The organism is Streptomyces sp. CRN 30, from assembly GCF_034105845.1.
In genome coordinates this window covers 1-11724 of the sequence record NZ_JAVRHI010000210.1, presented here as the reverse complement: position 1 = coordinate 11724, position 11724 = coordinate 1, and the positions used below count along the sequence as shown (strand labels likewise).

General features: G+C 73.5%; 10 protein-coding genes. 3 read left to right on the top strand and 7 right to left on the bottom strand.

Annotated elements, in window-relative coordinates:
• Positions 1-34: 34 nt before the first annotated feature.
• The 5 genes from UW392_RS22420 to hrcA all read right to left on the bottom strand — a co-directional run bounded on the left by UW392_RS22420 (position 35) and on the right by hrcA (position 4723).
• Positions 35-562 carry a hypothetical protein gene (locus UW392_RS22420; RefSeq protein WP_320776866.1) on the bottom strand — a complete coding sequence of 176 codons (528 nt, stop codon included), beginning with the start codon at positions 560-562 and terminating at the stop codon, positions 35-37.
• 75 nt (positions 563-637) lie between these two features.
• Entirely contained in the window at positions 638-1387 is a 750-nt protein-coding gene (locus tag UW392_RS22415; protein WP_320776865.1) for a 16S rRNA (uracil(1498)-N(3))-methyltransferase, read from the bottom strand.
• Complete coding sequence (locus UW392_RS22410) at positions 1384-2469, bottom strand: nitronate monooxygenase (RefSeq protein ID WP_320776864.1); 1086 nt, start codon at positions 2467-2469, stop codon at positions 1384-1386. Before UW392_RS22410 ends, UW392_RS22415 begins: the two co-directional genes overlap by 4 nt.
• Positions 2470-2569: 100 nt before the next feature.
• Positions 2570-3706 (bottom strand): molecular chaperone DnaJ, encoded by a 1137-nt coding sequence (dnaJ, locus tag UW392_RS22405; protein WP_320776863.1) that lies wholly within the window; start codon positions 3704-3706, stop codon positions 2570-2572.
• Positions 3707-4723, bottom strand: coding sequence for a heat-inducible transcriptional repressor HrcA (gene hrcA, locus UW392_RS22400; protein WP_320776899.1), 1017 nt, complete (start codon positions 4721-4723; stop codon positions 3707-3709). It abuts the gene before it with no gap.
• A 162-nt stretch (positions 4724-4885) separates the two neighbouring features.
• Here hrcA and UW392_RS22395 point away from each other — a divergent pair, with 162 nt between their 5' ends.
• Both UW392_RS22395 and UW392_RS22390 read left to right on the top strand, forming a co-directional pair.
• Complete coding sequence (locus UW392_RS22395; protein ID WP_320776862.1) at positions 4886-5611, top strand: MBL fold metallo-hydrolase; 726 nt, start codon at positions 4886-4888, stop codon at positions 5609-5611.
• Between the two features lie 34 nt (positions 5612-5645).
• Entirely contained in the window at positions 5646-6464 is an 819-nt protein-coding gene (locus UW392_RS22390) for a DUF3097 domain-containing protein (RefSeq protein ID WP_320776861.1), read from the top strand.
• 12 nt (positions 6465-6476) lie between these two features.
• Here the strand turns inward: UW392_RS22390 and hemW are convergent, their stop codons facing one another.
• A complete protein-coding gene (gene hemW / locus UW392_RS22385) occupies positions 6477-7709 on the bottom strand; it encodes a radical SAM family heme chaperone HemW (RefSeq protein WP_320776860.1) in 1233 nt (410 codons plus the stop codon).
• Between the two features lie 127 nt (positions 7710-7836).
• Positions 7837-10335, bottom strand: coding sequence for a SpoIIE family protein phosphatase (locus tag UW392_RS22380; RefSeq protein ID WP_320776859.1), 2499 nt, complete (start codon positions 10333-10335; stop codon positions 7837-7839).
• Between the two features lie 192 nt (positions 10336-10527).
• On the opposite strand from UW392_RS22380, the gene UW392_RS22375 reads away from it, so the two are divergent.
• A partial coding sequence (locus UW392_RS22375) for a HAMP domain-containing protein (protein ID WP_320776858.1) occupies positions 10528-11724 on the top strand: 1197 nt, incomplete at its 3' end.

Below are 11724 nucleotides of genomic sequence, written 5' to 3'. Positions count from 1 at the left end.
AAGCAGCGGTGGCGGCCCCGGACAGAGGTTTTGATCACTTGCCCTCGGGCCAGCAGCCGGGCTCGGTGCGGCAGTACACGGTCTTGGTGACGGTCACGGTGACGGTGGGCCCGCCCGGCTCGTACGTCGTGGGGTTGTTCACCGGCGGGGTGGGCGTGGCGTCGCAGTTGCCCAGGCCGGTGACCCGGAAGGCTTCCTTGTCGCCGACCTTCGCGGTGAGCTGACCGCGCACGCAGGAGCCCTCGACGACACGGGTGATCTTGCCGTCGACGGTGATGTCACGGCCGTCGTCGGTCTGTCCCTGGCAGTCGACGGTCGCCACCGTCTGCTCGCCCGCCGACGGACTCGCGCCGTTGTCGTAGGAGGCGTTGCAGGTGAGCCACTGGACGTTCAGGTCCCGGCGTTCCAGCTCGCTGGTCACCGTCTCGTCCGTGGTGTACGCCACCGTCGCGGAGTTCATCCCGGCCGGGTCGCACGCCACCGCGCCGCCGACGGCGACACCCACGGCGGCGACCGCCAGTACCGCTCGCCGCCCGCGCCGTGACCGCCTCGTAGCCCCCATGGCGGGCAGCCTGCCACCGAGCCGCACGGCGCGGAAGGGCGCATACGGCCACTCCTCACCACCCCCCGCGCGCGCTCACCCCCAGCGGCCGGTGCGGCCCAGGAGCAGGGCGGCGGCGGCGGTGCCCGCGGTGGAGGTGCGCAGCACGGTGGGGCCGAGGACGTACGGCGCGGCGCCCGCCGCCTCGAACAGGGCCAGCTCCTCGGGGGAGACGCCGCCCTCGGGGCCGACGACCAGGACGATGTCGCCGGTGGCCGGGAGCGGGGCGGTGGCCAGCGGGGTCGTACCGCTCTCATGGAGTACGGCGGCGAAGTCGGCGTCGGCCAGCAGCGCGGCGACCCGCTTGGCCGTGGCGGCGTCCGCGACCTCGGGGAAGCGGACCCGGCGGGACTGCTTGCCGGCCTCGCGGGCCGTCGCCCGCCACTTGGCCAGCGCCTTCAGGCCCCTCTCGCCCTTCCACTGGGTGACGCAGCGGGACGCCGCCCACGGCACGATCACGTCGACGCCGACCTCGGTCATCGTCTCCACGGCGAGTTCGCCGCGGTCGCCCTTGGGCAGGGCCTGGACGACGGTGATCCGGGGCGCGGGCGCGGGCTCCTCGGAGACCGGCGCCAGCCCCGCGACGACCAGGCGGTCCTTGCCCTCGGCGGCCTTGACGACGCCCTCGGCCCAGCGGCCGCGGCCGTCGGTGAGGACGACGTCCTCGCCGGGGCGCAGGCGCTTCACGGAGACGGCGTGCCGTCCCTCGGGCCCGTCGAGGACGTACTCGCCGCCGGGCAGGTCCTCCGGGCGGAGCGAGTCGGCCACGAACACCGGTGCCGTCATCGGCCCGTACCTCCGGTCGTGTAGTGCGTCAACGCCGCGCCCGCGGCGGTGACTTCGCCGACCAGCAGCTCCATCAGCCGGCCGGCGGGCAGCGGGCGGGACAGCCGGTGGCCCTGGCCCGCCCACAGGGCCAGGCCCTGCGCGTCGCCCGCGACGGCGGCGGCCTTGCGCAGCGGCGCGGTGAGGTGGTGGACGTCGGGATAGGCGGCCGGGGCATAGGGGCCGTGCTCGCGCAGGAAGCGGTTGACCAGGCCGCGGGCCGGACGCCCGGAGAAGGCGCGGGTCAGTTCCGTGCGGACGAACAAGGGATTGGTCAGGGCGTCCTTGTGCAGGGCGTGCGCGCCGGACTCGGAGGCGGCGACGAACGCCGTGCCGAGCTGTGCGGCGCTCGCACCGGCCGCGAGGGCCGCGGCGATCTGCTCGCCGCGCATGAGACCGCCGGCGGCGATGACGGGGAGGGAGACCGTCTCGCGGACCTGGGCGAGGAGGGAGAGCAGCCCGACGCCTGAGCCGTCGGTCTCGGGGAGGTCCCGGTGGGTGCCCTGGTGGCCGCCGGCCTCGACGCCCTGCGCGATCACCGCGTCGGCGCCGCACTCCTCGACGGCCCGCGCCTCCTCGGCGGTGGTGGCGGTGACCAGGACGAAGGTCCCGACGCGGTGCAGGGAGTCGACCACCTCACGGCTGGGCACGCCGAAGTGGAACGACACCACGGGCACGGGGTTGTCGAGGAGCACGGCGAGTTTGGTCTCGTAGCCGTCGTCGCGGCCGCTGTCCGGGTCGCCCAGCTCCGTCTCGTACCAGGCGGCCTCGCCGGCCAGCTGGTGGGCGTAGACCCCGACGGCCGCGGGGTCGGCCGTCTCCGGCTGCGGCAGGAAGAGGTTCACGCCGAACGCGCGGTTGGTCAGGGAGCGCAGCTGCTTGATCTCCTGGTACATCCCGTCCGGGGTCTTGTACCCGGCGGCGAGGAACCCGAGCCCGCCCGCCTCGCACACGGCGGCGGCGAGCCGCGGCACGGAGACGCCGCCCGCCATCGGAGCCTGCACGATCGGATACGGAAAGAGATCGGTCAGCGCGGAGGACATGACGGCATGTTGTCACGTCCTCCGAACAAGTCCGAATCCGAACGACCACCGGCTCACCGACCACCGGACACGGCTCAGCGGCCGACCGCCGAACACGGCCTCACCGACCGTTGAACGCGTCCTTCAGCCGGGAGAACAACCCCTGCTGTCCGGGCTGGAACTGACCCGTCGGACGCTCCTCGCCGCGCAGGGCGGAGAGTTCGCGCAGGAGGCGCTCCTGCTCGGGGTCGAGCTTCGTCGGGGTCTGGACCTCGACGTGGACGATGAGGTCGCCACGGCCGCCGCCGCGCAGGTGCGTGACGCCCCGGCCGTGCAGCGGGATCGACTGGCCGGACTGGGTGCCCGGACGGATGTCGACCTCCTCCGTGCCGTCGAGGGTCTTCAGCGGCACCTTCGTGCCGAGCGCCGCCGCCGTCATCGGGATGGTGACCGTGCAGTGCAGGTCGTCACCGCGCCGCTGGAACGTGGAGTGCGGCAGCTCGTGGATCTCCACGTACAGGTCGCCGGCGGGGCCGCCGCCGGGGCCGACCTCGCCCTCGCCCGCCAGCTGGATGCGGGTGCCGTTGTCCACACCGGCCGGAATCTTCACCGTCAGCGTGCGGCGGGAGCGGATACGGCCGTCGCCCGCGCACTCGGGGCACGGAGTCGGCACCACCGTGCCGAAGCCCTGGCACTGCGGGCAGGGGCGCGAGGTCATGACCTGGCCCAGGAAGGACCGGGTGACCTGGGAGACCTCACCGCGGCCGCGGCACATGTCGCAGGTCTGCGCCGAGGTGCCCGGCGCCGCGCCCTCACCGTTGCAGGTGTTGCAGACGACGGCCGTGTCGACCTGGATGTCCTTGGTCGTGCCGAACGCGGCCTCGTCCAGCTCCACCTCGATCCGGATCATCGCGTCCTGGCCCCGGCGGGTGCGCGAGCGCGGCCCGCGCTGCGACGCCGTGCCGAAGAACGCGTCCATGATGTCCGAGAAGTTCCCGAAGCCGCCCTGGCCGAAGCCACCGGCGCCGGCGCCGCCCGACTGGGACAGCGGGTCGCCGCCGAGGTCGTAGACCTGCTTCTTCTGCGGGTCCGACAGCACCTCGTAGGCGGCGTTGATCTCCTTGAACCGCTCCTGGGTCTTCGGATCGGGGTTGACGTCCGGATGCAGCTCGCGGGCGAGCCTCCGGAACGCCTTCTTGATCTCGTCCTGGGACGCGTCGCGGCGCACGCCGAGTACGGCGTAGTAGTCCGTGGCCACCTACGACTCCGCCAGGATCTGTCCGACGTACCGTGCCACTGCGCGTACCGCTCCCATCGTTCCCGGGTAGTCCATGCGGGTCGGTCCGACCACGCCGAGCTTGGCAACCGCCTCGCCGCCCGAACCGTAGCCCACCGACACGACGGACGTGGAGTTGAGTCCCTCATGGGCGTTCTCATGACCGATCCGTACGGTCACGCCCGGATCCTTCGCCTCGCCGAGGAGCTTGAGAAGCACGACCTGCTCCTCCAGCGCCTCCAGCACCGGCCGGATCACCAAGGGGAAATCATGGCCGAAGCGGGTGAGATTGGCGGTACCGCCGATCATCAACCGCTCCTCGTTCTCCTCGACCAGCGTCTCCAGCAGTGTGGAGAGCACCGTCGAGACCGTACCGCGATCCTCCGCGCCGAACGCCTCGGGGAGGTCCTCGACGAGCGTCGGCACATCCGTGAACCGGCGCCCCGCGACCCGGCTGTTGAGCCGCGCCCGCAGATCGGCGAGGGAAGCCTCGCCGAACGGCGCCGGACAGTCCACCATGCGCTGCTCGACCCGCCCGGTGTCCGTGATCAGCACCAGCATCAGCCGGGCCGGCGCCAGCGAGAGCAACTCGACGTGGCGCACGGTCGAACGGGTCAGCGAGGGGTACTGCACCACGGCGACCTGCCGGGTCAGCTGCGCCAGCAGCCGCACCGTGCGGGCCACCACGTCGTCGAGGTCGACGGCACCCTCCAGGAAGTTCTGGATGGCGCGGCGCTCGGGGGCCGTCATCGGCTTGACCCCGGCGAGCTTGTCGACGAAGAGCCGGTAGCCCTTGTCCGTGGGGATGCGCCCGGCACTGGTGTGCGGCTGGGCGATGAACCCCTCGTCCTCCAGGGCCGCCATGTCGTTGCGCACGGTGGCCGGGGAGACGCCGAGGTTGTGCCGCTCGGTGAGGGCCTTGGAGCCGACGGGCTCCTCGGTGCCCACATAGTCCTGGACGATCGCGCGCAGCACCTGGAGCCTGCGTTCACTGAGCATCGCGCACACCTCCAGGATCATGCTCGTTCGCCGCCTTCCTGGCACTCTGCGTAGGCGAGTGCCAGACTTCCCCGGCCCAGTGTACGGCCGTGGGGTACGCCCCCGGCAAGGCCGGGCCCGCCCTGCGGCCCGCGGCCGGTCCGCACCGTTAGCGTCGCTGCCATGACCGTGACTTGGGAAGAGCTGGGATGGGAGCGGCTGGCCGCCGGGGTGGGCCGGCGGCGGCTGCCGGTGTGGGACTGCACGGCGGGCCTCGTCGTCGGCGGCGGCGCGGCGCTGGTGATCGACGCCGGGTCAGGGCTCGGGGAGGGCGCGCGGCTGCGCCGGGACGCCGAGCGGCTCGCCGGTCACCGTGTGACGCATCTCGCGCTGACCCACGCCCACTTCGACCACGTGTTCGGTGCGGCGGCGTTCGCGGGTGCGCAGGTGTTCGGCGCGGCGGGCGTGGAGACGGCCCTGTCCGGCGGCCGGGAGGCGCTGCGGGCGGACGCGGTGGCCAACGGCCTCGACCCGGAGCGGGCGGCGGAGGCGGCCGACGCGCCGGCCGCCGTGCACCACCGGGTGAGCGGCGAGTGGACCCTCGACCTCGGCGGCGGCCGGCAGGTGCTGCTCGCCGACGTGGGGCCGGGCCACACCCCGCACGACCTGGCGGTACTGGTGCCGGGCGCCCCGGAGGTCGTCTTCTGCGGCGACCTGGTGGAGGAGTCAGGGGAGCCGCAGGCGGGCCCCGACGCCCTGCCCGCGCACTGGCCGGCCGCGCTGGACCGGCTCCTCGCACTGGGCGGCGAGGACGCGGTGTACGTCCCCGGGCACGGCGCGGCGGTGGACGCGGCGTTCGTCCGGGCCCAGCGGGACGCGCTGGCGGCCCGCTACGGCGTGTCGTACTGATCACACCGGGCCCACCGCTCGTATCGTCATCAGAATGCGCCAGTACTCCGCCGACCTGACCCCGCCGTGGAAGAAACCGCGCGCGGTTCCCGAGGTTCCCGCCGAGCCCGGACTCGTCGTCGAGGAGCCCGGGACCGGCTTCTGCGGGGCGGTGATCGGCTGCGAGGCGGGCACGGTGACGCTGGAGGACCGCTTCGGCAAGCACCGGGTCTTCCCGCTGGAGCCGCGCGGCTTCCTGCTGGAGGGGCGCGTGGTGACGCTGGTCAAGCCCGCCTCTGGTCCCGTACGGCCCTCCCGTACCGCCTCCGGTTCGGTCGCCGTGCCCGGTGCCCGCGCGCGGGTGGCGCGCGCCGGGCGCATCTACGTCGAGGGGCGGCACGACGCCGAGCTGGTCGAGAAGGTGTGGGGCGACGACCTGCGGATCGAGGGCGTGGTCGTGGAGTACCTGGAGGGCGTCGACGACCTGCCGGCGATCGTGGACGGCTTCGCACCGGGTCCGGACGCGCGGCTCGGCGTCCTGGTGGACCACCTGGTGCCGGGGTCGAAGGAGTGGCGGATCGCCGAGTCGGTGACCAGCGAGCACGCGCTGGTCGTCGGACACCCGTACATCGACATCTGGGAGGCCGTGAAACCGGCCTCCCTGGGCATCGACGCCTGGCCCCGGGTGCCGCGCGGCCAGGACTGGAAGACGGGCGTGTGCCGGGCGCTGGGCTGGCCGGAGAACACGGGCGCGGCCTGGCAGCACATTCTGGGCCGGGTGCGGTCGTACAGGGATCTGGAGCCGGAGCTGCTGGGACGGGTCGAGGAATTGATCGACTTCGTGACCGTCCCGGCCGCCGGGGCGGCCGGCTAGCCCGGTCTTCCCTCAGTCGACCAGGTCCCGTACCACCGCGTCCGCCAGCAGCCGTCCCCGCAGGGTGAGGGCCGCGCGGCCCTCCTCGTACGGGCCGGGCCGCAGGAGTCCGTCGGACAGGGCGCGGCGGGCGGCCGCGAGGCCGTCCTCGCGCAGGAGGCCCAGCGGGACCCCCTCACGCAGCCGCAGCTCCAGCAGGATCCGCTCGACGCGGCGGTCCTCGTCCGTGAGCAGTTCGCGTCCGGCACCCGGGGACCGCCCCGCCGCCAGCGCCGCCGCGTACGCGCCGGGGTGCTTCACGTTCCACCAGCGCACGCCGCCCACGTGGCTGTGCGCGCCGGGGCCCGCGCCCCACCAGTCGGCGCCACGCCAGTACAGCTCGTTGTGGAGGCACCGGCCCGCCTCCGAGGTGGCCCAGTTGGAGACCTCGTACCAGTCGAAACCGGCCGCCGACAGGGTCTCCTCGGCGATCAGGTACCGGTCGGCGTGCGCGTCGTCGTCGGTCATCGGGACCTCGCCGCGGCGGATGCGCCGGGCGAGCTGCGTGCCCTCCTCGACGATCAGGGCGTACGCGCTGACATGGTCGGGACCGGCGCCGAGCGCGGCGTCCAGGGAGGCCCGCCAGTCGTCGTCGGACTCGCCGGGCGTGCCGTAGATCAGGTCGAGGTTGACGTGCTCGAATCCGGCCGCGCGCGCCTCCGCGACGCATGCCTCGGGCCGGCCCGGGGTGTGCGTGCGGTCGAGGATCTTCAGCACGTGCTGTCTGGCGCTCTGCATGCCGAAGGAGATCCGGTTGAAGCCGCCCGCGCGGAGCGTGGCGAGGTACGCCGGGTCGACGGACTCGGGGTTGGCCTCCGTCGTCACCTCGGCGTCGGGGGCGAGGCCGAACTCGTCCCGGATCGCCCCCAGCATCCGTACGAGGTCGTCGGCGGCCAGCAGCGTGGGCGTACCGCCGCCGACGAAGACCGTGCGGACCTCGCGGGGGTCGTCACCGAGGACCTTGCGGGCGAGGCGGACCTCGTCGACGAGGGTCTCGGCGTAGTTGTCGCGGGAGGCGAGGACACCGCCGGAGCCGCGCAGCTCGGTGGCGGTGTAGGTGTTGAAGTCGCAGTAGCCGCAGCGGGTCGCGCAGTACGGGACGTGCAGGTAGAAGCCGAGGGGGCGGTGCGCGGCCCCGGCGAGCGCGGAGGCGGGCAGGGCGCCGTCGGCGGGGACGGGCTCGCCGTCGGGGAGTGCGGAGGGCATGGGCTCCATTGTCCCGCACCGCGGGCGTTGCCCGTCCGGCCCGTACGGCCCGTACGGCCCGTCCTGCCTGACGGCGAGGCCGCTGCTCGGCCTACTCGGCCTACTGGGCTTACTCGACCTACTGGGCCTACTCGGCCTGGAGGACCAGCAGGGCCAGGTCGTCCTCCGGGGGACGGGGGCCGAACTCGTGGACCAGCCGTCTGATGCGCTCGGCGATCAGCTGGGCGTCCAGGCCCGCGCAGCCGGCGAGCGCGGTGGCGAGGCCGTCGTCGTCATCGAACAGACGGGAGCCGTCGCGCCGCTCGGTGACGCCGTCCGTGACGCACAGCAGGCTGTGGCCGGCCGGCAGGTCGAAGCTCTCGCTGAGATACGTCTCGTCCTCGATGACGCCGAGAAGGGTCTGGGAGCCGGCGACCGCGCGGACCCCGCCGTCGGGGTCGAGCAGCAGCGGCAGCGGGTGTCCGGCGGAGGCGAGGGTGCAGCGGACGCCCCCGTCGAAGGGCGCCAGCTCCCCGTAGAGCAGCGACAGGAACCTCGTCTGCGGGCCGTCGCCCGGGGCAACCGGCTGTCCCCCGGAGACGACCAGCGCCTTCGCGGCGGCGTCCGCGGCCTCGGTGGCGTCGTCGAGGAGGAGCTGGTTGAGGCGGTCCAGGACGTCGGCGACGCCGTAGCCCTCGCGGGCGAGCAGCCGGATCCAGGGCCGGGCCAGCCCGATGACGACGGCGGCCTCGGGGCCCTTGCCCTGGACGTCGCCGACGGCGAAGCACCAGCGGCCGTCGCCGGCCGGGAAGAGGTCGTAGAAGTCGCCGCTCGGGCCGCCCTTGTCGCGGGGTTCGTAGACGAGGGCGCTGCGCATCCCGGGGATGTCGGCGACAGCACCGGGCAGCAGGCCGCGCTGGAGGACGGCGCTGATGGTGGCCTGGCGGGCGTACTGGCGGGCGGTGCCGATGGCGAGCGCGACCCGGCGGCCGAGGTCCTCGACGAGGCCGGTGATCTCGTCGGGGAAGCGTTCGGTGGCGGCCCGGCCGATGACCAGGGTGCCGAGGGGGCGGCCGCCCGCGACGAGCGGGTAGGCGAGGGCCGCGCCCCAGGCGGCGCGGGGGCCGAGCGCGTCGCCCGGCCAGGGGTGTTCGACCGGCCCGGAGTGCCACTGGTCCGGCGGGCGCGGCGGGTCCTTCTCCAGAGCCCGGCGCAGTTCCTCGATACGGGTCTCGCTGCCGTGCCAGACGCGGGCGAGGCGGGAGCCGACGGAGGTGATGCCGTCGCCCCAGTCGGCGCGGCCCAGGGACTCGTCCTCCAGCCAGACCGCGCACCAGTCGGCGAGCCGGGGCACGACGAGCTGTCCGGCGAGGGAGGCGATCTTGTCCTCGTCGAGCTGGCCGGCGAGCAGGTCGGACGCCTCGGCTAGGAAGGAGAGCGCCCCGCGGCCGAGCCATTGGTGGTCGCGGGCGGAGCGGGCGGTGCCCTCCTTCGGGGCGTCCTCGTGCTGCCACTGCGGGCCGCCGCCGCGCTGGGCCCGCGACCGTTCCGGGTCCGCCACGCCGTGCGGCTCCCGGGTCGCCGCCCCGACTGGCGGCACCTGCCCCGGTGCGGCGGGGGGTGCGGTGGTCACCGGGGTTTCCGGGGTCTCTGGGGTCTGCGGGGGCTCCGGGGGCTGCGAGGTCTGCGGGGCTTCCGTTGCCGGGATTCCCCGGGGCTCCGGGGCTCCCTGGGTATCCGCTTGCGGGGCTCGCGTTCCCGGGGCGCCCGGCACGACGACCGCAGGTCCCCGGGACTGCGGAGCACCCGGCGGCTCCGGTGACTCCGGCGGCTCCGGTGACTCCGCAGCGGTCGGAGAACCCGAGGTTGCTGGGACACCAGGGGCCCCAGGGATCTCTGGGACCTCCGGGACCTCCGGGACCTCTGGATTCTCCGGGGCCCCCGTCGAACCAGACGTCCCTGATCGCGCAACCGCCTCCGCCGTACCAGGCGCCCCCGGCGTACCAGGCGCCCCCGGCGTATCGCTCACCCCCGGTGTCACAACCGCCCCCGGCAGCGACGTCGGTCCCGGCGCCAGGATCTCCGCCGCCCGTAGCCCCCGCTCCAGCGCGCGCTCCTCCGCGTACGCCTCGATCTGCTCGGCGACGGCGATCGCGTCGCCGTCCGCCGGGAGGCTCGCCCAGACGGTCTTGGTGCCGGTGCGGTACGTGATGCCCCACGCGTCGGAGAGCGCGGCGACCAGCCGCAGCCCGCGGCCGTACTCCGGCGTCTCCGTCGACGACTCCGCGTCACTGCCGCGCGGGGCGCGCGCCGGATGGTGGTCGGAGATCTCGACGACCAGCGTGCCCGACGGCTCCAGCCGGAAGTGCACCCCGACGTCCGTACCGGCGTGCACGACCGCGTTGGTGACGAGTTCGCTGATGACCAGCAGCGCGTCGTCGGCGTGCCGGTCGGTCAGGTACTCCGTGCCGGGCAGGCCGAGTTCCGTCCAGTCGGCGAGCGCGACACGGACCAGCGCGCGGGCGGCGCCCGGCGCGAGGGAACCCCCGGGCAGGCTCGCGTGCGCCTGCGCGGTCGTCTCCGACAGGTACACGGGCGCACCTGTGGCACGGGAGACGGTCTCCCGTTGCGTCGGAATGGCCCCCATGGACAGCTCCCCGGGCAGTTCGTACGAATACGCCGCAGTCGATGCCGACAGAGTGACAGACTGGCCCCGCCCATAAGCGTCGAGTTACCGAAGTGGGCCGCCATGAGTGAGAACCGTGCTACATCTGTGCGCCCTGACGGTCCGGGGGACGACCGGCTCTGCGTATCCGAACTCCGCCCCCTGCTCGCCGCGATGATCGCCACGCGCGACGGCAACGTCACCAAGATCCCGGACGCCGGCCATGGCATTGTCGCGGAGCTGACCGCCGTCTACAACCAGATCATGGACCGGAACCTGCACTTCAACGAGGAGGTGCAGCGGGTCGGACGGGAGCTGATGCGGCACGGCCGGCTGGACGAGCGGCTGTCGGCCAGTCCGGGACAGGGCTGCTGGATGTCGCGTGTCAGCGACGTCAACCAGCTCCTGGACGCCCTGGTCGCACCGGCGGCGAACGCCACGCGCGTGCTGGACGCGGTGGCCGGCGGCGACCTGACGCAGCGGGTCGATCTGCACGACGGAACCCGGCAGCTGCGGGGCGACCTGCGCCATCTGGGCCGGGCCGTGAACACGATGGTCGACCAGTTGTCGCGGTTCACCGGCGAGGTGACGCGGGTGGCACGGGAGGTCGGCACGGAGGGGCGGCTCGGCGGCCGGGCGCAGGTCAGGGGCCTGTCGGGCAGCTGGCGGGACGTGACCGAGGCGGTCAACACGATGGCGTCCCGGCTGACCGCGCAGGTGCGGGACATCGCGGCGGTGACGACGGCGGTGGCGCAGGGCGACCTGACCCGCACGGTCACCGTGGAGGCGACCGGTGAGCTGCTGGAGCTGAAGCTGACCGTCAACACGATGGTCGACCAGCTCTCCGCCTTCGCCGACGAGGTGACCAGGGTCGCCCGCGAGGTGGGTACGAAGGGGCAGCTGGGCGGTCAGGCGCAGGTGCGCGGCGTCAGCGGGGTGTGGAAGGACCTCACCGACAACGTCAACTTCATGGCGTCGAATCTCACCTCCCAGGTGCGCAACATCGCACAGGTGACCACGGCCGTCGCCAACGGCGACCTGAGCCAGAAGATCACCGTCGACGCGCAGGGCGAGATCCTGGAGCTGAAGTCGACCATCAACACCATGGTCGACCAGCTCTCCGCCTTCGCCGACGAGGTGACCAGGGTCGCCCGCGAGGTCGGCACCGAGGGCAACCTCGGCGGCCGGGCGCAGGTACGCGGCGTCAGCGGAGTGTGGAAAGACCTCACCGACAACGTCAACTTCATGGCGGACAACCTCACCTATCAGGTGCGGAACATCGCCGCTGTCTCGACGGCCGTCGCGCAGGGCGACCTCGGCAAGAAGATCACGGTCGAGGCGAAGGGCGAGATCCTGGAGCTGAAGTCGACC

Excerpts from the sequence above, each read along its gene's own strand:
- UW392_RS22420 (WP_320776866.1), bottom strand. The coding sequence starts at position 562 with ATGGGGGCTACGAGGCGGTCACGGCGCGGGCGGCGAGCGGTACTGGCG.
- UW392_RS22415 (WP_320776865.1), bottom strand. The coding sequence starts at position 1,387 with ATGACGGCACCGGTGTTCGTGGCCGACTCGCTCCGCCCGGAGGACCTG.
- UW392_RS22410 (WP_320776864.1), bottom strand. The coding sequence starts at position 2,469 with ATGTCCTCCGCGCTGACCGATCTCTTTCCGTATCCGATCGTGCAGGCT.
- hrcA (WP_320776899.1), bottom strand. The coding sequence starts at position 4,723 with ATGCTCAGTGAACGCAGGCTCCAGGTGCTGCGCGCGATCGTCCAGGAC.
- UW392_RS22395 (WP_320776862.1), top strand. The coding sequence starts at position 4,886 with ATGACCGTGACTTGGGAAGAGCTGGGATGGGAGCGGCTGGCCGCCGGG.
- UW392_RS22390 (WP_320776861.1), top strand. The coding sequence starts at position 5,646 with ATGCGCCAGTACTCCGCCGACCTGACCCCGCCGTGGAAGAAACCGCGC.
- hemW (WP_320776860.1), bottom strand. The coding sequence starts at position 7,709 with ATGCCCTCCGCACTCCCCGACGGCGAGCCCGTCCCCGCCGACGGCGCC.
- UW392_RS22380 (WP_320776859.1), bottom strand. The coding sequence starts at position 10,335 with ATGGGGGCCATTCCGACGCAACGGGAGACCGTCTCCCGTGCCACAGGT.